The sequence below is a fragment of the Pseudoxanthomonas mexicana genome, assembly GCF_046736355.1.
In the GTDB taxonomy this organism is placed as follows: Bacteria; Pseudomonadota; Gammaproteobacteria; order Xanthomonadales; family Xanthomonadaceae; genus Pseudoxanthomonas_A; species Pseudoxanthomonas_A mexicana_B.
Genome location: NZ_CP157201.1, coordinates 1,586,724 through 1,605,418, shown reverse-complemented (window position 1 = coordinate 1,605,418; position 18,695 = coordinate 1,586,724). Strand labels below are relative to the sequence as shown.

17 protein-coding genes are annotated in these 18,695 nt (G+C 69.8%); 11 read left to right on the top strand and 6 right to left on the bottom strand.

What is annotated here, in order from left to right; all coding sequences use genetic code 11:
- Positions 1–4: 4 nt before the first annotated feature.
- The 3 genes from AAG688_RS07385 to AAG688_RS07375 form a co-directional block, all read right to left on the bottom strand.
- Positions 5–1,471, bottom strand: a complete 1,467-nt coding sequence (locus AAG688_RS07385) for a hypothetical protein (protein WP_411834688.1) — start codon at positions 1,469–1,471, stop codon at positions 5–7.
- Positions 1,472–1,538: 67 nt separating this feature from the next.
- The gene (locus AAG688_RS07380; RefSeq protein WP_411834687.1) at positions 1,539–1,799 is read right to left on the bottom strand and encodes a PAAR domain-containing protein; all 261 of its coding nucleotides are present in this window, start codon (positions 1,797–1,799) and stop codon (positions 1,539–1,541) included.
- 120 nt (positions 1,800–1,919) lie between these two features.
- Entirely contained in the window at positions 1,920–2,867 is a 948-nt protein-coding gene (locus tag AAG688_RS07375) for a M15 family metallopeptidase (RefSeq protein ID WP_411834686.1), read from the bottom strand.
- Between the two features lie 33 nt (positions 2,868–2,900).
- Between AAG688_RS07375 and AAG688_RS07370 the strand changes: the two genes are divergently transcribed.
- From AAG688_RS07370 to AAG688_RS07350, 5 genes are all read left to right on the top strand, one after another.
- Positions 2,901–3,749: a hypothetical protein gene (locus AAG688_RS07370; protein WP_411834685.1), complete on the top strand. Its 849-nt coding sequence runs from the start codon at positions 2,901–2,903 to the stop codon at positions 3,747–3,749.
- Between the two features lie 31 nt (positions 3,750–3,780).
- Positions 3,781–4,260, top strand: a complete 480-nt coding sequence (locus tag AAG688_RS07365; RefSeq protein WP_411834684.1) for a VOC family protein — start codon at positions 3,781–3,783, stop codon at positions 4,258–4,260.
- Positions 4,261–4,397: 137 nt separating this feature from the next.
- A complete protein-coding gene (locus tag AAG688_RS07360) occupies positions 4,398–5,060 on the top strand; it encodes a glutathione S-transferase family protein (protein ID WP_411834683.1) in 663 nt (220 codons plus the stop codon).
- A gap of 239 nt (positions 5,061–5,299) precedes the next feature.
- Positions 5,300–6,154, top strand: a complete 855-nt coding sequence (locus AAG688_RS07355) for a type II toxin-antitoxin system RelE/ParE family toxin (protein WP_411834682.1) — start codon at positions 5,300–5,302, stop codon at positions 6,152–6,154.
- A 98-nt stretch (positions 6,155–6,252) separates the two neighbouring features.
- Positions 6,253–6,453, top strand: coding sequence for a hypothetical protein (locus AAG688_RS07350; RefSeq protein ID WP_411834681.1), 201 nt, complete (start codon positions 6,253–6,255; stop codon positions 6,451–6,453).
- 53 nt (positions 6,454–6,506) lie between these two features.
- Here AAG688_RS07350 and AAG688_RS07345 read toward each other — a convergent pair whose 3' ends face one another.
- From AAG688_RS07345 to AAG688_RS07335, 3 genes are all read right to left on the bottom strand, one after another.
- Positions 6,507–10,226 carry a methylmalonyl-CoA mutase family protein gene (locus AAG688_RS07345; protein ID WP_411834680.1) on the bottom strand — a complete coding sequence of 1,240 codons (3,720 nt, stop codon included), beginning with the start codon at positions 10,224–10,226 and terminating at the stop codon, positions 6,507–6,509.
- 121 nt (positions 10,227–10,347) lie between these two features.
- Positions 10,348–11,277: an alpha/beta hydrolase gene (locus tag AAG688_RS07340; protein ID WP_411834679.1), complete on the bottom strand. Its 930-nt coding sequence runs from the start codon at positions 11,275–11,277 to the stop codon at positions 10,348–10,350.
- A gap of 18 nt (positions 11,278–11,295) precedes the next feature.
- Entirely contained in the window at positions 11,296–11,895 is a 600-nt protein-coding gene (locus tag AAG688_RS07335; RefSeq protein ID WP_411834678.1) for a TetR/AcrR family transcriptional regulator, read from the bottom strand.
- Positions 11,896–12,106: 211 nt separating this feature from the next.
- Here AAG688_RS07335 and AAG688_RS07330 point away from each other — a divergent pair, with 211 nt between their 5' ends.
- From AAG688_RS07330 to AAG688_RS07305, 6 genes are all read left to right on the top strand, one after another.
- A complete protein-coding gene (locus AAG688_RS07330) occupies positions 12,107–13,207 on the top strand; it encodes a Glu/Leu/Phe/Val dehydrogenase dimerization domain-containing protein (RefSeq protein WP_411834677.1) in 1,101 nt (366 codons plus the stop codon).
- 45 nt (positions 13,208–13,252) lie between these two features.
- Positions 13,253–14,410 (top strand): isovaleryl-CoA dehydrogenase, encoded by a 1,158-nt coding sequence (locus AAG688_RS07325; protein WP_411834676.1) that lies wholly within the window; start codon positions 13,253–13,255, stop codon positions 14,408–14,410.
- Between the two features lie 268 nt (positions 14,411–14,678).
- Positions 14,679–15,854 (top strand): thiolase family protein, encoded by a 1,176-nt coding sequence (locus tag AAG688_RS07320; protein ID WP_411834675.1) that lies wholly within the window; start codon positions 14,679–14,681, stop codon positions 15,852–15,854.
- Positions 15,855–16,000: 146 nt separating this feature from the next.
- Positions 16,001–16,342: a hypothetical protein gene (locus AAG688_RS07315; protein WP_411834674.1), complete on the top strand. Its 342-nt coding sequence runs from the start codon at positions 16,001–16,003 to the stop codon at positions 16,340–16,342.
- Between the two features lie 217 nt (positions 16,343–16,559).
- Positions 16,560–16,901, top strand: coding sequence for a hypothetical protein (locus AAG688_RS07310; protein ID WP_411834673.1), 342 nt, complete (start codon positions 16,560–16,562; stop codon positions 16,899–16,901).
- A 134-nt stretch (positions 16,902–17,035) separates the two neighbouring features.
- Positions 17,036–18,643 carry a carboxyl transferase domain-containing protein gene (locus AAG688_RS07305; RefSeq protein ID WP_411834672.1) on the top strand — a complete coding sequence of 536 codons (1,608 nt, stop codon included), beginning with the start codon at positions 17,036–17,038 and terminating at the stop codon, positions 18,641–18,643.
- The last annotated feature ends 52 nt before the right edge of the window (positions 18,644–18,695 follow it).

The window sequence follows — 18,695 nt, the reverse complement described above, 5'->3', positions numbered from 1 at the left end:
GGGATTAGCCGGCGCCATCCGGCGCGGGGCCGGAGTGCCGTGCGGAAGGGGAATCGACGGCCACCGGCGTCAGCGCCACCGCGATGCGCTCGTCCGCGTCGGCAAGGCCGAGCGCCAGCGCCGGCGCCTGCGCGCGCCGGACCTGTCCGGACGCCAGCGCCAGCGCGATCAGCGGCGCGACGTGGCCGGTGCAGCCGGTGACCAGGCCCGGCGCCAGGCAGTGTTCGAAGGCATCCAGCTCGGGGCAGGCCGACTGCGCCGCGGCAGCGGCTTCGGCCAACGCATCGCGCCGGTGGTCGGCATCACACACCAGCAGGGTGACCGCTTCCGGCGCGGTGCCGCTGCGGCGCAGCACGCTTGCGATCAACTCGCCGCATGCTTGCGTTCGCGCGCGCAACGAGCGGCCGGCGCCGGCCGGCGCGCGCCACGGGCGATGCAGGGCCACGGCGGGAACCGCGCCGGGCACGGCGCCGGCCGTCGCGGCATCCACGCGACGCAGCAGCAGTCCACAGGCCGCCTCGCCGGGAATCACGCCCTCCGGACGATGGCCGCTGGCCAGCGTTCCGGCCGCGGCCAGCCGCGCGATGCTGCGCTCGCCCATCGACGATTCGCAGGCCAGCAGCAGGCGCCATTCGCGCGGTTCGGTCGGGGACGCTTCGCAGATCTGTTGCAAGCGCCGCCAGACTTCGATGGCCTCGCGCACCGGCACGGTTTCCAGTCGCAACTGCCGCGGTTCTAATCCCAGTTCCACCGCACTGCGGCGCAGCCATTCGCCGGCCGCATCGCGCAGCGCGGGGGGCCACGCCGCCGGCAACAACGCCTCGATGCGCAGCACGCCGCCGATGTCCGGTTCGGCCATGCGGCGCAGTCCGGCGACCACGCGCTCTTCCCGCGATTGCATCGGCGGCAGCGCGGCCAGGGCCGCCATCAGCAATTCCTCCGCCACCGGCTCCAGCAGCGCGAGCGCGCGCAGGTGTTCTTCATCGGGCACGAGGGCATCACCGTGCATGCCCGGGATTTCCAGCGCATGCGCCACCGGTCCGGTGTCCAGGTCATGGACGAAGGCGGCGAATACCGGCAGGTCGTCGCGATCGCGGAAGCGCGGATGCAGGCCGGGACGCGGCAAGGTGGGCAGCGTCGCCGACAGCGCCGCGATGTCCGCGCCGACCGGCAGGCGCGCGGCGGCCGACAGCAGTTCCAGCGGCGCGGGCAGGACCGCCTCGTCCTGCGGCTGCAACGAAGCCGTGCCGGCAGCTACGCCGTCCTCCGCGATCGCCTGTTCCCGCGCGGCCAGCCTGCGCACGACCAGCGAATGCAGCATCCAGCCGCCCGCGGACAGGCTGACCGGCAGCACCCCCAGCCACGCCAGCATCTGCATGCCGCCGGGCAGGATGCCGCTGTTGCGCCAGTACGCGATCGCGCCGGCCCAGACGGAAGCCGACACCAGTGCCGTCGTCAGCAAGCCGCGCATGGCCGCCCGCACGCTCAAGCCCTGCCCTTCGGATCCGCCGCGGCGGCAGTCGCCAAAGCGATCACGGTCAACCGATCGTCGTGGTGGCCTGCGAGGCGATCAGCGTCGCGCCGCACGCGGTCCTGTCGCCGTGGCGGGCCACCGGCATCCCGTCGACGATGACGCCCGGATCACCGCTGGCGATGCGGGTCGGTCCGCACTTGCGGCAGGCGACCGGATCGCCGAGGCGCGCGACCTGCCGGCCTTCGATGTCGGTGGCGGGCGATCCGCCGACCACGCTGCCGCCGTGGCTGATGCTGTCGCCGATCACGATGATGGGCCGAGACACGAAACTCTCCCTGTAGGTCCGTATGCGCGTTCCTGCGCGTGTCCCCGCCTGATCGCCGCTGCGACGGGGCGACCAGGAGGATGTTGGCGGGCCAGAAGATAGCAGGACTCGACCCGACTATCACCCGTCCCGCGCTTGCCGCTCCCGCCGGGCCTGGCGCGCGCGCCTGCACTCGGCCGCCATCTCGACGTGGACGTAATCCTTCAGGCCGCGCCAGTTGCCGCCCCATTCCAGCCCGGCCTGCTGCGCCAGTTCGCCGTACAGGTGATAGGCCCGGCGGGTCCAGGCATCGCCCATGTCCCATTGCAGGCGGCCATCGCGCAACGGCGCGATGTCCACCGCCAGGCCGTACTGGTGGCAGCTCTGCCAGGCGCCGGCGCGGGTCGCGCGTCCCCCGCGCATCAACTCGGCCTGCCGCCCGGGGCTGCGGTAGCCCTCGACCAGCACCATCCGGTAGCCGTATCGCCGGCTCATGACCTCGAAGATGGCCAGCACGCGCTGCTGGAGCTCGGGATCGACCCGCTCCCAGCGCCGGTCCGCGGACACGATCTCCGGCTTGATCCTGCGCACCTCGGCATTGGTGAACACCTCCGGCGGCGGCGGCGAAGGCGGCACCAGGCGCTCGCCGCGCAGCAACTGCGCGATCATGCTGCTGGATTCGGACAGGTCCTCGCTGCCGAAGCCCTCCAGCACCACGTGGCGGCGCAGGCCCAGGATCAGGATCGGCGGCAACAGCAGCAACGCCAGCGCCATCGCCAGCACCATGCGATGGTGGAGCAGGCCGTCGAACGCGTGCGCGCCGGTTGCGCGCGCGGCCCGCCCCGAATCCTCCACGCGCACGGCCACGCCCCGCCCCGCCTGCGCCGCGCGCCCGGCGAACAGTCGCCAGCGCCGGGCCAGCCACGCGCCGGCCCGCTCGCGTGCCACTGGAAACAACAGCGACCAGGACGCCAGCGATGCGAACAGGAAGAACAGCGCCGTCCACAGCAGGATCACGCGCCACTCCCCGGCCCGGCCGGCGTCGTTGACGCGGATCCGGCAACCGCTAGAATGCGGCAGGGATGCCATTCCGGCCCAGGCCGGTCAAGAGCGGGATTGCACTTGAACACAGCCGGTTCCAATCGTCCAAGCCTGGTCGCGGAGGCTGCAAACCGGAAACCGGCGCAGGCCACGGCGGCCGGCCGCATCCTCGCCGGCATGGAAAGCCGCGAGCCTGTCGCATCGGCTTCCGCCTTCCGGAACAGGCTTCTGCTCGCCCTGCTGGCGGCCGGTTCTGTCGTCCTTGTCATCCTTGCCCTGGGTTCCTGGTGGCCGGCGACCCGCGGGCACGAGCCCGCTGCTTCTCCTTCGCTCCGGCACGCGGTCGCAATGCCCGATGCGGTGGCGGCGCCGGCGCAGGCCGTCCCCGATCAAGGCGGCGCCATTATCGTCGATGATCCGCAGGCCGCCACCTCCCCGGCCGACGCGCTCGCCGGCATCGCGTCGGTGGATACCGATGCCGTGGCCGGGGTGGATGCGCCGCCCGCGGCCAGGGCTTCGCCATCGGGCGATGCCGGCGTCCGCGCGCCCGCACGCCGCGTCGCGGCCGCGTCGGCGCCCGCTGTCCGCGCCGTGCAGCAGGAATCGGATCCGCGCCTGCTCGCCTCGCTGCTGAGCATCATCCGGCAGGAAGAAAAGGCGGCCTCCAGCGAACAGCAGCACGAATCGATGGACGCGCTGATCGCCAGGATCCAGGGCGAAAGCAGCGCCACGCGCACCGGGACCGCCGCCGCCCGGGCCTCGAACGGCGGCGTGCAGGCGGACAGGCACGAAGCGCCTTCGCGCTCGCAGGAAATACAGGACCGGCTGCGTGCCTGCCCGGCGGCCAATACGCTGGCCGGCATCGAATGCCGCAAGAAGGTCTGCGCACCGCATCAGGGCAAGGATGCCGCCTGCCCGGCATCGCAGTAGCGCGCGCCGGCGTCCCCCCCGGAGAATCCCGATGAGCCACAAGAACACCATCTGCCTCTGGTACGACGGCACCGCGCTCGAAGCCGCGACCTTCTATGCCGAAACCTTCCCCGACAGTGCGGTGACGGCGGTGCACCACGCGCCGGGCGACTACCCTTCCGGCAAGGAGGGCGACGTGCTCACGGTGGAATTCACCGTGCTCGGCATTCCCTGCCTCGGACTCAACGGAGGCCCGGCGTTCAAGCACAGCGAGGCGTTCTCTTTCCAGGTGGTCACCGAGGACCAGGCCGAAACCGATCGCCTGTGGAACGCGATCGTCGGCAACGGCGGCGAGGAAAGCCAATGCGGCTGGTGCAGGGACAAGTGGGGCCTGTCGTGGCAGATCACCCCACGCGTGCTGAACGAGGCCGTCACCGGTCCCGACCGCGCGGCGGCCAGGCGTGCGTTCGAGGCGATGATGACGATGCGCAAGATCGACATCGCCGCCATCGAGGCCGCACGGCGCGGCTGAAGCCCGCCATCCACGATTGCGCGCGGGCCAGGCCCTGCGGACGGATTGTGTAGCTGGCGCCTGCGCCCTGCATCACGCCTGTCGAACCTGGGCCATTCCGCTCGTCATGCCAGCAAGTCCATCCGGGAAAGCCAAAGATGTCCACCAACCTGCCGCGCCTGTACGCCCATCCGTTCTCGTCGTACTGCCAGAAGGCGCTCGTGGCGTTGTACGAGAACGCGACTCCCTTCGACTACCGCAACCTGGAGGACCCGCAAGCCAGCGCGGAGTTGGCGGCGTTGTGGCCGATGAAGCGCTTCCCGGTCCTGGTCCACGGCGAGCGCACGGTGCTGGAAGCGAGCTGCATCATCGAATACCTCGACCTGCACCTCCCCGGCCCGGTGCGCCTGATTCCCGAGGATCGCGATGCCGCGCTGGAAGTCCGGATGCTGGACCGCTTCTTCGACAACTACGTCTCCACGCCGCAGCAGAAAGTGGTGTTCGACGCCATCCGCGACGAATCCGACCGCGATCCCCACGGCGTCCGGGAAGCCCGCGCGATGCTCGAAACGGCCTACGCCTGGCTGGACCGCCACATGGCCGGATGCGAGTGGGCCACCGGCGCGGCATTCACCCTGGCCGACTGCGCCGCGGCGCCCTTTTTGTTCTACGCCGACTGGACGCATGCGATAGACGAGCGTTTCGCCAACGTCCACGCCTACCGCAAGCGCCTGCTGGCGCGTCCTTCGTTCAAGCGGGCCGTGGACGAAGCGCGGCCGTATCGCGCTTACTTCCCGCTGGGTGCGCCGGATCGGGATTGATGCGGCCGCCGCGGCGCAAGCCGGATGCGAGCCCGGTTCGCAGGGGACGCTTCCATCGTCGGTCGGGGCCAAGCAGTCCAGCGCCTTGGCGGTGACGTCCGGGCCGATCTGCGGATGGTAAGAGCCGAGCAGCTTGTCGCTTCAACCTTGGCACATCCCGGCGCTCCGGGTAATGTCGCCTCCACGTCCCATGCTCTTCCCCCCATGAAGTCCCCCTCCCCCGACGTCCGCGCCTCCACATGAGCGATGCGTCGCGTCGTGCACCGACCACCGAGCGCCTGATCGATCGCCACCCGCAATGGATCGCCTCGCTGGCGAGCCTGCTGATGCACGTCCTGTTCGTGCTGGCGCTGCTGTATTCATCAAAGATATCCCTAGCCCCGCCCGAGGGCAGCAGCAGCGGCGGCGCCCGCGTCAAGGTCGACTTCCTGGGCGAGGCCTCCCGGGAGGATCAGCAACCGCCCGTGCCCCCGGCCGCCGCCGCCCCGCCCAGCGATCGGCCCCGCCCCCGCAAACCGCTGGTGACCACCGCCGTCGCCTCGCCCGTCGACGCCACCCGCGTGACCGAGGCCGAGACCCCCATCAGCCCCGAAGAAGTGCAGGCCACGCCGCCGGCCGCCGAACAGGCCGTCGTCCCGCAGGAGACCCGGCCGCCCGCCAGCCAGCCCATCCCCGCCTGGCGCCGCTCCGGCCGCTGGGGCCAACCGCCCGGCCTGCTGGCACAGGACACCGCCCCCACCAACAGCGGCCCTACCGCTGGCACCGGCCGCTACCAGGGACCGGGACAGAACAACAACACCCCCAACATGGAAGTGGACGGCCACCAGATCTACTACGACCTGCGCAACGAACTGCGCCTGCGCGACTGGCAGGAGCGCGGCATGGCCGAACTCTCCTTCCCCCTGCCCGGCCGCAGCGAATTCATGGTGTGCGCCCTGGAGATCGTCGCCCGCCGCGGCTCCGGCGGCTGCCGCCTGGTGCAACCGGACGATCCCGCGCTGGCCAACATCGGCGACGCCCGCGACGTGGTCAGCGTGGTGCGCGTGTACCGCCGCGGCGAACTGATCTGGCGCGGACCGGGAGCTTACAGGTAGGACTGCCGACAGACGGTCCACATTCTTGCGCTGCGATCTCCATTCGTGAGACTCAACGACCCTAGCGTGACTCCACGAACCACCGAGGAGTCATCGCAATGCCCCGCTACTACGTCAATCACGAGCAACAAGCCAATGGTGACCATGAAGTGCATGTGGAAACCTGCGGCTTCCTCCCCTCGAACCGCCTGGACCTCGGCATTCACTACACGTGCCAGGATGCGGTGCGCGAGGCCAAGCGTTACTACAGCCAATCCAACGGCTGCTACTGGTGTTCCAGGCCCTGCCACACAACGTAAACAAAAAAACCCGCCGAACGGCGGGTTTCTCGATTGAAGCCACCAAGCCGGCCCTACATGTTGCGGCGGTACTCGCCGCCCACGTCGTACAGCGCATGGCTGATCTGGCCCAGGCTGTGCGTCTTGACCGCCTCGATCAGCGCCGCGAACACGTTCCTGCGCTCGCGCGCGGTGCGCTGGAGATAGGCCAGGCCGTGGCCGTCGTGCACTTCGGGGGCGGCATGCTCCTCCAGCGCGATGCTGTGGCCGTGCTCGGTCTCGCCGAGCGGGGCCAGCGGGTTGCGGTTGCGCTGCCAGCCCTGCACGTTGGCGATCTGCTGCGCCTTTTCCTCCCCGGTCGAGCGGATCAGCTCGATCTCGGTGGCGACCTCGCCGCCGTGCTCCTTGGGCAGGAAGGTGTTGACGCCGACCAGCGGCAGCGAGCCGTCGTGCTTCTTGTGCTCGTAGTACAGGCTCTCTTCCTGGATCTTGCCGCGCTGGTACATGGTGTCCATCGCGCCGAGCACGCCGCCGCGCTCGCTGATCGCCTCGAACTCCTTGTACACCGCCTCCTCGACCAGGTCGGTCAGGTAGTCGACGGCGAAGCTGCCCTGCCACGGGTTCTCGTTGAAGTTGAGGCCCAGTTCCTTGTTGATGATCATCTGGATGGCCACCGCGCGGCGCACGCTCTCCTCGGTCGGCGTGGTGATGGCCTCGTCGTAGGCGTTGGTGTGCAGGCTGTTGCAGTTGTCGAACAGCGCGTACAGCGCCTGCAGCGTGGTGCGGATGTCGTTGAACTGGATCTCCTGCGCGTGCAGCGAGCGGCCGGAGGTCTGGATGTGGTACTTCATCATCTGGCTGCGCTCGTTGCCCTGGTAGCGCTCGCGCATCGCGCGCGCCCAGATGCGGCGGGCGACGCGGCCGATGACGGTGTACTCCGGGTCCATGCCGTTGCTGAAGAAGAACGACAGGTTGGGTGCGAAGTCGTCGATCCTCATCCCGCGCGCCAGGTAGTACTCGACGATGGTGAATCCGTTGGACAGGGTGAACGCCAGCTGCGAGATCGGGTTCGCGCCGGCCTCGGCGATGTGGTAGCCGGAGATGGACACCGAGTAGAAGTTGCGCACGCCGTTGTCGACGAAGTACTGCTGGATGTCGCCCATCATCCGCAGCGCGAACTCGGTACTGAAGATGCAGGTGTTCTGCGCCTGATCCTCCTTGAGGATGTCGGCCTGCACGGTGCCGCGCACGGTCTTCAGCGTGTCGGACTTGATGCGCGCGTAGGTGTCGGCATCGACCAGTTGATCGCCGGTCACGCCGAGCAGTCCCAGGCCCAGGCCGTCGTTGGTCGGCGGCAGGTCGCCGTGGTAGCGCGGGCGCTCGCGGCCCTCGAAGAACGCGGCGATCTTCGCCTCGGCCTCTGCCCAGCGCTGCGGGTCGCTCTTCAGGTACTTCTCCACCTGCTGATCGATGGCGGTGTTCATGAACATCGCCAGGATCATCGGCGCCGGGCCGTTGATGGTCATCGACACGCTGGTGGTCGGCGCGCACAGGTCGAAGCCGGAGTACAGCTTCTTCATGTCGTCCAGCGTGGGGATGTTGACGCCGGAGTTGCCGATCTTGCCGTAGATGTCAGGACGCGGCGCCGGGTCCTCGCCGTACAGGGTGACGCTGTCGAAGGCGGTGGACAGGCGCGCGGCCGGCTGGCCGACGCTGAGGTAGTGGAAGCGGCGGTTGGTGCGCTCCGGCGTGCCCTCGCCGGCGAACATGCGGATCGGATCCTCGCCGGTGCGGCGGTACGGGTAGACGCCGCCGGTGTACGGATAGCTGCCCGGCAGGTTCTCCTTTTGCAGGAAGGTCAGCAACTCGCCCCAGCCGCGGTATTTGGGCGGGGCGATCTTCGGGATCGGCTGGTGGCTGAGCGAGGTGCGGTAGTTCTCGATGCGGATGGTCTTGCCGCGCACCTCGTACTCGTTGACCTCGTCGGTGGCCGCCTTGAGGCGCGCGGGCCATTCGTGCAGCAGCTTGAGGGCCTCGGTCGAGAGCGATTGCACGGCATCGTTGTACCGCTGGCGCAGGGTGAGCAGGGTGCGGTCGGCAGTCGGCGCTCCCTCCCCCGCTTGCCGATGGGCTTCACCGGCCCTGCCCCCATCCGCCCTTCGGGCACCTTCCCCCGCAGGCGGGGGAAGGATCGCGTCGGCGGGATACAGTTCCAGCGCCTTGGGCAGCAGCGGATCGTCGAGATCCTTCAGCGATTGCCAGTAGCTCTGCGCGCGGCTGGCGGTCTCGGCCTCGCTCTCGATGCGGCGGTTGATGCTGCGGCCCTGCTCGGCGATCTCGGCCAGGTAGCGCACGCGGCTGCCCGGGATGAGGACGGTGGCGCGGGGCTCCTTGAGGGAGGTGTCCAGTTGCGGGTTGAAGTCGCAGCGAGTGGAGGCGGCACCCTCCCCACCCGACCCGCCCCTTGAAGGGGAGGGCTTTTCAAATCCCGACTCCCCAATCCCGAATCCCAGCTTCCCACGCAACAACCGGCACAGGTTGACGAACATCCAGCTCACGCCGGGATCGTTGAACTGGCTGGCGATGGTCGGGTAGACCGGCACCTCGGCGTCCGGGGTCTGGAAGGCGGTGCGGTTGCGCTTCCACTGCTTGCGCACGTCGCGCAGCGCGTCCTCGGCGCCGCGGCGGTCGTACTTGTTCAGCACGATCAGCTCGGCGAAGTCGAGCATGTCGATCTTCTCCAACTGGCTGGCCGCACCGTAGTCGCTGGTCATCACGTACATCGGGAAATCGACCAGGTCGACGATCTCCGAATCGCTCTGGCCGATGCCGGCCGTCTCGACGATGATGAGGTCGAAGCCCAGCGACCTGAGGAAGGCGATGCAGTCCTTCAGCACCGCATTGGTCGCCACGTTCTGCCGGCGCGTGGCCATCGAGCGCATGTAGATGCGCTCGCTGCGCAGCGAGTTCATGCGGATGCGATCGCCCAGCAGCGCGCCGCCGGTGCGCCGGCGGGTCGGATCGACCGAGATCACCGCCATGCGCATGGCCGGGAAGCTGGACAGGAAGCGGTTGAGCAGTTCGTCGGTGACCGATGACTTGCCGGCGCCGCCGGTGCCGGTGATGCCGATGACCGGCGTGCCGCCGGTCCGGGATTCGGGATTGGGGATTGGGGATTGGGAGGAAGATCGCGGATTCGCCCATGTCTTGCGCATCAGCGCGAGTTCGGCTTCGCTGAAGATGCCGTCCTCGATGGCCGAGAGCATGCGGCCGATGGAGATCTCGTCGTCGATCGCAGGCGCCTGTCCTTGCGAATCCCCAATCCCCAATCCCGAATCCCGAGCCGCGCAAGCGCGGCTCACCACATCCCCGATCATCTCCACCAGCCCCATCTTCATGCCGTCGTTGGGGTGGTAGATGCGCTCGACGCCGTAGGCCTCCAGTTCGCGGATCTCCTCCGGCGTGATGGTGCCGCCGCCGCCGCCGAACACGCGGATGTGCGACGCGCCGCGCTCGCGCAGCATGTCCACCATGTACTTGAAGTACTCGACGTGGCCGCCCTGGTAGGACGACAGCGCGATGCCGTCGGCGTCCTCCTGCAAGGCCGCGCGGACCACGTCCTCGACGCTGCGGTTGTGGCCGAGGTGGACCACCTCGGCGCCCTGCGACTGGATCAGCCGGCGCATGATGTTGATGGCCGCGTCGTGCCCGTCGAACAGGCTGGCCGCGGTGACGAAGCGCAGCGGCGTAGGCTCGGCCTGCGCTGCGGTAAAACGGGTAGCCGGTGTGCTCATGCGCCCTCACTCGCTGGCATCGTTGCAAGCCGGATATTGTAGCGCGCGCGGCGAACGCGGCCGCTGAACCCGCAACGCGCTCCCTACGCCGGCGTGCGGTGTCTCCTCGCCGCCAGCGAGTTCAGAAGCAGCCGTAGGGCAGTTCGCGCGTGGACACGACCCGCTCGCCGACGGCTTCCCCGCGCAGGAAGCGCAGCGCCTCGGCGATCACGCCGGCGTCGTTGGCGATGCGGTAATGCCCCAGCCCGCTCGTGGTCAGCAATCGCGCGCCCGGCCAGTAGCGCGCGTAGCGCTCGCCTTCGGACCAGGGCACCTCGCGGTCCTCGACGTCATGGACGATCAGCGCGGGCGTGGCGATGGAAGGCGCGTTGACGTGGGCCTGCAGGCTGCCGGGCGCGATGCCGGTCACCGCCTCGTATTCGTCGAACAACCGTTCGGTCAGGTGCGTGGCCAGGCCGATCAGGCCGCCGAAGCGGCGCGCCGCCGCCACCGGATCGGCGGACGGGGCGATCAGCACCACGCGGCCGGCCGGCATCCCGCCCGCCAGCGCCAGGGTCGCCGCCGCGCCGCCCATCGAGTGCGCGATCAGCGCAGCCGGCGGGCTGGCGTGCCCGGCGACCCGGCGCATCACCTCGGCGAACATCGGCAGCGTGGTGCGCTGGCCGCCGCTGCGGCCATGCGCGATCTGGTCGAAGGCCACCACCGCGTAGCCGGCGCGGCGCAGCGGCTCCACCCACGGCAGGAAGAACAGGCCATAACCCGACCAGCCGTGCGCCAGCAACGCCACCGGCTGGGTCCGGGCATCACCCCAGCGATAGATCGCCACCTGCTGGCTGCCGAAGGCCAGCGTTTCGATGCGCGCGCCGGCACCGTCGCTGTCGCCCGCGCGCCGGCGTCCTCCCGGCAGCGGCGTGCCGAACAGGCGGAAGGCGTGCAGCAGCGCGGTGGTCGGCATCAGCCAGCCGCCCAGCCGGAAGCCCAGGCGCAGGGAGAGGAGTCGCAGGAAATATAGAACGTTCGTGCTTTTTTTCGCGGCAGCGAGGACGGCCATGTCGGTTTCCGAAGAGGCTCAGGAAGAATGCGCGTCGAGCAGATGCGCCAGCGCGCGGCGGGCAAGTTCGCCGGTGTTGGAGGTGTCGTAGATGCGGGTGTCGTGCAGGCCATGCGCCAGCGAGAGCAACTGGAATGCCAACAGCTCGGCGTCGGTGTCGGCCCGCAGCTCGCCGGTCTCGATGCACAGCGCGATGGCCTTGCCGAGCTGCGCGCGCCACAGGCCCAGCCAGGAAACTGCGCGCTCCTGCAGGGGACCGGGCCGCCCGTCGTATTCGCCGCTGACGCCCAGGATCACGCAGCCGTCGGGGTTGGCGCAGATCCAGTCGAACCAGCCGTGCATCAGCGCGCGCAGGCGCGGCAGCCCGCGTGGCTGCCGCAGCGCCGGCCCCATCACCGCCTCGCCGAAGCGCGCGGCGGCCCAGTCCAGCACGGTCAGCTGCAGTTCCTCGCGCGATCCGAAATGGGCGAACACCCCGCTCTTGGACATGCCCGCGGCGCTGGCCAGCTCGCCGATGGACAGCCCTTCCAGCCCGTGCCGGCAGGCGATCGCGTAGGCCCGCGCGAGGATCATCTCGCGGGTGGCGCTGCCCTTGCTGGTGGTCGCGGCCAGGTTCATGCCGGCATAAATAGCACGACCGTTCGTTTCTTTCCAGGCCCTTTCGGCCCACGGTCGCGGCAGCCTGTACGGCCGGCGCGCGGCGATTGGATTAGACTGCGCATCTGCGACGACCACGGCCCCTACCGTAAACGTCGCTTTTTTTATTGCCGATCAGCCACTTGACCCGTATCCAGGCCAGTCCGCATCGCCCCAAGCGCCGGAGCTACCCATGATGTTTGAAACCCTGGCCACTTCCGGCCACGAGCAGGTCATCTTCTGCCACAACCCCGATGCCGGGCTGAAGGCCATCATCGCCATCCACAGCACCGTGCTGGGGCCGGCGCTGGGCGGGGTGCGGATGCGCACCTACGCCGACAGCGCCGCCGCACTGACCGATGCGCTGCGGCTGAGCCGCACCATGACCTACAAGAACGCGCTGGCCGGGCTCAACGTCGGCGGCGGCAAGGCGGTGATCATCGGCGACAGCAGCCAGGACAAGACCGAGGCGCTGTTCCGCAGCTTCGGCCGCTACGTCGATTCGCTGGGCGGGCGCTACATCACCGCCGAGGACGTCGGCACCGACGTCAACGACATGGAACACGTCTACCGCGAGACCGAGTACGTGGTCGGCGTGCACCAGGTCCACGGCGGTTCCGGCGACCCGGCGCCGTTCACCGCCTACGGCGCGCTGCAGGGGCTGATGGCCACGCTGGGCCGCAAGCTCGGCCACGAGGAGGTCGGCAAGGCCAGCATCGCGGTGCAGGGCCTGGGCCACATCGGCATGGAGTTCGTCAAGCTGCTCAAGGAGCGCGGCGCCAAGCTGTTCGTGACCGACCTCAACCCGAAGCTGGTCGAGCACGCGGTCGAGGAGTACGGCGCCGAGGCGGTCAAGCCCGACGAGATCTACGAACTGCCGGTGGACGTGTTCGCGCCGTGCGCGATGGAGTACGCCATCAACGAGCAGACCCTGCCGCGGCTGAAGGCCAGGATCATCTGCGGCACCGCCAACAACCAGATGTCGCACGTCACCGGCGAGGAGGCGGCGCGGCGCGGCATCCTGTACGCGCCCGACTACGCGGTCAACGCCGGCGGGGTGATGAACGTGTCGCTGGAGATCGACGGCTACAACCGCGAGCGCGCGATGCGGATGATGCGTACCATCTACCATACCGTCGGCCGGATCTTCGACCTGGCCGAGCGCGAAGGCATCACCCCGCACTACGCCGCCGACCGCATCGCCGAGGCGCGCATCGCGTCCATCGGCAAGCTCAAGCTGCCGCTGGGCCGCACCGCGCCGCGCTTCATGGGGCACCTGCGCGGCGAGCATTGAAAACCGAGCGACACATTCCATAGCCCGCAAAGGAGGGAGGACCGGATGCGAGCATTTCCACTGGGCGAAGAGATCGACGCCCTGCGCGAGGCGGTGCGCCGTTTCGCCGAAGCCGAGATAGCGCCGCGCGCGGCGCGGATCGACCACGACAACGCGTTCCCGCAGGATCTGTGGCCCAAGCTGGGCGAGATGGGCCTGCTGGGGATGACGGTGCCGGAGGAGTTCGGCGGCAGCGGCATGAGCTACCTGGCCCACCTGGTGGCGATGGAGGAGATCTCGCGCGCCTCCGGCTCGGTCGGCCTGAGCTACGGCGCGCACTCCAACCTGTGCGTGTCCAACCTCTACCTCAACGGCACCGACGCGCAGCGCCGCAAGTACCTGCCGAAGCTGTGCAGCGGCGAATGGAAGGGCGCGCTGGCGATGAGCGAGCCGGGCGCGGGCTCGGACGTGGTCGGCTCGATGAGCTGCCGCGCCGAGCTGCGCGACGGCGTCTGGATCGCCAACGGCAACAAGATGTGGATCACCAACGGCCCCGAGGCCGACGTGCTGATCGTCTACATGCGCACCGCCGGCAAGGAGGCGGGCAGCCGCTGCATGACCGCCTTCGTCGTCGAGAAGGGCATGCAGGGCTTTTCCACCGCGCAGAAGCTGGACAAGCTCGGCATGCGCGGCTCGAACACCTGCGAGCTGGTGTTCGAGGACTGCGAGATCCCGCAGGAGAACGTGCTCGGCGAGGTCAACCAGGGCGTGCGCGTGCTGATGAGCGGCCTGAACACCGAGCGGCTGGTGCTGTCCGGCGGCCCCATCGGGCTGATGCAGGCCGCGCTCGACATCGCCCTGCCCTACGTGCGCGCGCGCAGGCAGTTCGACGCCGCCATCGGCACCTTCGGGCTGATGCAGGGCAAGCTGGCCGACATGTACGTGCAACTGCAGTCCAGCCGCGCGTTCGCCTACCAGGTCGCGCGCGACTACGACGGCGGCCATTCCTCGCGCGCGGCGGCGGCCGGCTGCCTGCTGCACGCTTCCGAGGCGGCCGTGCAGGTCACCCTGGAGGCCATCCAGTCGCTGGGCGGCAACGGCTACATCAACGAGTACGCCACCGGCCGGCTGCTGCGCGATGCCAAGCTGTACGCCATCGGCGCCGGCACCAACGAGATCCGCCGCATGCTGATCGGCCGCGAGCTGTTCGAAGGCCGCAGCTGACCGCGTCCGGCGCGGGCGGCGCATCCGCCGTCCGCGCCGGCGCTTCCCCGTCGCCCGTTCGGGGCGCGCGAAGACTCCCCTTCCCGGCTGCTAACCGCTGGAGGCGGTTGCCGGTTCCCGCGCGGGTCAGCGAGGACAAGGCACGCAAGCTCCAGCCGCCTTCCCCGCTCGCGCGCGATCGCGCCGCCGCCTGCCCGTACGCGGGCGATTTGCCGCGCCTACCGTGGCGGGCGGATAATCCGGCCTCTACCTCCACGAGATTCCCGCCATGTCCGACATCGTCATCGCCGCCGCCAAGCGCACGGCCATCGGTTCCTTCCTGGGCCAGTTCACCGGCGTGCCGACGCCGACCCTGGGCGCGGCGGCCATCGGCGCGGCGCTGGAGCAGTCCGGCGTGCCCGCGGCCGACGTGTCCGAAGTCATCATGGGCTGCGTGCTGCCGGCCAACCTGGGCCAGGCGCCGGCGCGCCAGGCCGCGCTGGCGGCCGGCATCCCGGTCGGCGCCGGCTGCACCACCATCAACAAGGTCTGCGGCTCGGGCATGAAGGCGATCATGCTGGGCCACGACCTGATCAAGGCCGGCTCGGCCAGCATCGTCGTCGCCGGCGGCATGGAGTCGATGACCAACGCGCCGCACATGTTCCCCAACTCGCGCACCGGCAACCGCTACGGCGGTTTCCAGGCGGTCGACCACATGGCCTGGGACGGCCTGACCAACCCCTACGACGGCCAGTCGATGGGCGTGTTCGCCGAGGCCACGGTCGAGAAGTTCGGCTTCACCCGCCAGGAGCAGGACGACTACGCGATCGAATCGGTCAGGCGCTCGCAGGCCGCGCAGCAGTCGGGCGCGTTCGCCGACGAGATCGTCCCGGTCAAGGTCGCCACCCGCAAGGGCGAGATCGAGGTGGCCACCGACGAGCAGCCGGGCAAGTCCGACGTCGCCAAGATCCCGACCCTCAAGCCGGCCTTCAGAAAGGACGGCACGGTGACCGCGGCCAGTTCCTCGAGCATCTCCGACGGCGCCGCCGCGACCGTGCTGCTCAGCGCCGAGGAAGCCGCCAGGCGCGGGCTGGCGCCGCTGGCGCGCATCGTCGGCCACGCCACCCTGTCGCAGGAACCGCAGTGGTTCACCACCGCCCCGGTCGGCGCCATCGGCAAGCTGCTCGAGCAGGTCGGCTGGAAGGTCGAGGACGTGGACCTGTTCGAAATCAACGAGGCGTTCGCGGTGGTGGCGATGGCGCCGATCAAGGAACTCGGCATCCCGCACGCCAAGGTCAACGTCCACGGCGGCGCCTGCGCGCTGGGCCATCCCATCGGCGCCTCCGGTGCGCGGCTGGTGGTGACGCTGATCCATGCCCTGCGCAAGACCGGCGGCAAGCGCGGCGTCGCGTCGCTGTGCATCGGCGGCGGCGAGGCCACCGCCATCGCCGTCGAGATCGTGTAACCGCTTCCCGGCGAGGACGCCGGCAAACGATTAACGACCCTTTGACAAAATTAAGCCAGCTGCCGCTTGACAGCCGTCACCGGCTTGTCATCATGTTGCGGGCGCGCAATTGCGCGTTGCCTAACTAACGACGAGGAAATCGCAAAATGACCATCAACAAGGCTCTGATCGCGCTGGCTCTGGCTGCTGCCCTGGCTGCGTGCTCGAACCAGGACCAGGCTGCTGACGCCGCGACCGACGCCAACGCCGCCGCCGCCGAAGCCCAGGCTGCTGCCGACGCCGCCGCCGCCGCTGGCGACGCGACCGCCGAAGCCGGCCAGGAAGCTGCCGACGCCGCCGCCACCGCCGCCGACGCCGCTGCTGCTGCCGCCACCGACGCTGCTGCCGCCACCACCTCCGACGCCGCCGACGCTGCTGCCGACACCGCTGCTGCGGCTGCCGACACCGCCGAGGCTGCCAAGGACGCCGCCGAAGAAGCCAAGAAGTAATCTTCCTGGCCTCTGCGAGAGGCACCGTGGTAACGAAGAGCCGCCGGGAAACCGGCGGCTTTTTCGTATGCGCGCCACACGGCTTGCGGCGTGGGCGCATCCCGCTTCCGGTCAAGCGGGCGTTCACTGGAACGGCTGGCGTGTTCACATGGCCCGCATCCGGCACTGCCTAGACTTGCCGGCGCTGTCCTCCCCCTTTCTCGATGAGGAACCCGCCATGAAGATCCGCCACGTTCTGCTGGCCGCCACCGCTATCCTGGCGCTGGGCGCCTGTACGCCGCAGGAAACCGACCAGGCCGCGCGCGAGGCCGACGCCGCCGCCGACCGTGCCGCCGAATCCGCGCGCGAAGCGGCCAACGACACCGCCACCGCCGCCCGCGAGGCCGCCGATGCCGCAGCCGCGGCCACCCGCGACGCCGCCGACGCGACGGTCGCGGCCAGCGCCGAGGCGACCAGCGACGCCGCCGCGGCCACCGCGCGCGCCGCCCAGGCCACCGCCGACAAGGCCGCCGAGGTCGCGGAGAAGGCCGAAGCCAAGGCCGAGGAAAAGCGCCAGTAACCCGCGCCATCGGTTGCGACGAGGCCCGCGCGAGCGGGCCTTGTCATGTCCGCAGTCATGTCCGCGCCGGCATTGGGTTTGGTATGGCGCGGCCTTTGTGTTCAGATCGCGTCTTTCCACCGACCGGTACCGGCATGTCCTTCCTGTCCACCCAGATCGATTCGCGCTCGCAGGCCTTCCAGGAAAACGCCGACTACCACCGCTCGCTGGTCGCCGAACTCGAACGCCGGCTGGCGCGCGCCGCCGATGGCGGCGGCAGCAAGGCGCGCGACAGGCACACCGAGCGCGGCAAGCTGCTGGCACGCGATCGCATCGCCGCGCTGCTGGATCCGGGTTCGCCGTTCCTGGAGATCGCCCCGCTCGCCGCCGAGGAGATGTACGACGGCGCCGCGCCGGCCGCCGGCATGGTCTGCGGCATCGGCCGCGTGCAGGGGCTGGAAGTGGTGATCGTCGCCAACGACGCCACCGTCAAGGGCGGCACCTACTTCCCGATGACGGTCAAGAAGCACCTGCGCGCGCAGGAAGTGGCGCGCGAGAACCGCCTGCCCTGCGTCTACCTGGTCGATTCCGGCGGCGCGTTCCTGCCGTTGCAGGACGAGGTGTTCCCCGACCGGGAGCACTTCGGCCGCATCTTCTACAACCAGGCGCGGCTGTCGGCCGAGAACATCCCGCAGATCGCGGTGGTGATGGGCAGCTGCACCGCCGGCGGCGCCTACGTGCCGGCGATGTGCGACGAGAGCGTCATCGTGCGCGAGCAGGGCACGATCTTCCTCGGCGGCCCGCCGCTGGTGAAGGCGGCCACCGGCGAGGTGGTCGACGCCGAGGCGCTCGGCGGCGCCGACGTGCACACCGCCGTGTCCGGCGTGGCCGATCACTTCGCCGAGGACGACCGCCACGCGCTCGACATCGCCCGCCGCCTGGTCGGCAACCTCAACCGCCGCAAGACCCTGCCGGTGGCCGTGCGGCAGGCGCGCGAACCCGCCTACCCGGCCGAGGAGCTGTACGGCATCGTGCCGAAGGACACCCGCAAGCCGTTCGACATCCGCGAGGTGATCGCGCGCATCGTCGACGGCAGCGAACTGGACGAGTTCAAGGCGCGCTACGGCAGGACGCTGGTGACCGGCTTCGCCCACCTGCACGGCTACCCGGTCGGCATCGTCGCCAACAACGGCATCCTGTTCGGCGAGAGCGCGCTCAAGGGCGCGCACTTCATCGAGCTGTGCAACCAGCGCGGCATCCCGCTGGTGTTCCTGCAGAACATCACCGGCTTCATGGTCGGCCGCAAGTACGAGAACGCCGGCATCGCCAAGGACGGGGCCAAGATGGTGACCGCGGTGGCGTGCTCGTCGGTGCCCAAGTTCACCGTGGTCATCGGCGGCAGCTTCGGCGCCGGCAACTACGCCATGTGCGGCCGCGCCTACGGCGCGCGCTTCCTGTGGATGTGGCCGAACGCGCGCATCAGCGTGATGGGCGGCGAGCAGGCCGCCAGCGTGCTGGCGACGGTGCGCCGCGACGGCATCGAGGCGCGCGGCGACAGCTGGAGCGCCGCCGAAGAGGAAGCGTTCAAGGCGCCGATCCGCGAGCAGTACGAGACCCAAGGCAGTCCGTGGTACGCGACCGCGCGGCTGTGGGACGACGGCATCATCGATCCGGCCGACACCCGCCGGGTGCTGGGGCTGGGCATCTCGGCCTCGCTCAACGCGCCGATCGAGCCGGCCAGGTTCGGCGTGTTCCGGATGTAGGCGCGCCGCCGTGGCTTGCCCGGCCGGCAGCGGTTCTCGGCATGCCGGCCGC

Excerpts from the sequence above, each read along its gene's own strand:
- AAG688_RS07305 (WP_411834672.1), top strand. The coding sequence starts at position 17,036 with ATGTCCTTCCTGTCCACCCAGATCGATTCGCGCTCGCAGGCCTTCCAG.
- AAG688_RS07340 (WP_411834679.1), bottom strand. The coding sequence starts at position 11,277 with ATGGCCGTCCTCGCTGCCGCGAAAAAAAGCACGAACGTTCTATATTTC.
- AAG688_RS07350 (WP_411834681.1), top strand. The coding sequence starts at position 6,253 with ATGCCCCGCTACTACGTCAATCACGAGCAACAAGCCAATGGTGACCAT.
- AAG688_RS07355 (WP_411834682.1), top strand. The coding sequence starts at position 5,300 with ATGAGCGATGCGTCGCGTCGTGCACCGACCACCGAGCGCCTGATCGAT.
- AAG688_RS07325 (WP_411834676.1), top strand. The coding sequence starts at position 13,253 with ATGCGAGCATTTCCACTGGGCGAAGAGATCGACGCCCTGCGCGAGGCG.
- AAG688_RS07385 (WP_411834688.1), bottom strand. The coding sequence starts at position 1,471 with ATGCGCGGCTTGCTGACGACGGCACTGGTGTCGGCTTCCGTCTGGGCC.
- AAG688_RS07360 (WP_411834683.1), top strand. The coding sequence starts at position 4,398 with ATGTCCACCAACCTGCCGCGCCTGTACGCCCATCCGTTCTCGTCGTAC.
- AAG688_RS07345 (WP_411834680.1), bottom strand. The coding sequence starts at position 10,226 with ATGAGCACACCGGCTACCCGTTTTACCGCAGCGCAGGCCGAGCCTACG.
- AAG688_RS07310 (WP_411834673.1), top strand. The coding sequence starts at position 16,560 with ATGAAGATCCGCCACGTTCTGCTGGCCGCCACCGCTATCCTGGCGCTG.
- AAG688_RS07335 (WP_411834678.1), bottom strand. The coding sequence starts at position 11,895 with ATGAACCTGGCCGCGACCACCAGCAAGGGCAGCGCCACCCGCGAGATG.
- AAG688_RS07375 (WP_411834686.1), bottom strand. The coding sequence starts at position 2,867 with ATGGCATCCCTGCCGCATTCTAGCGGTTGCCGGATCCGCGTCAACGAC.
- AAG688_RS07320 (WP_411834675.1), top strand. The coding sequence starts at position 14,679 with ATGTCCGACATCGTCATCGCCGCCGCCAAGCGCACGGCCATCGGTTCC.
- AAG688_RS07315 (WP_411834674.1), top strand. The coding sequence starts at position 16,001 with ATGACCATCAACAAGGCTCTGATCGCGCTGGCTCTGGCTGCTGCCCTG.
- AAG688_RS07365 (WP_411834684.1), top strand. The coding sequence starts at position 3,781 with ATGAGCCACAAGAACACCATCTGCCTCTGGTACGACGGCACCGCGCTC.
- AAG688_RS07330 (WP_411834677.1), top strand. The coding sequence starts at position 12,107 with ATGATGTTTGAAACCCTGGCCACTTCCGGCCACGAGCAGGTCATCTTC.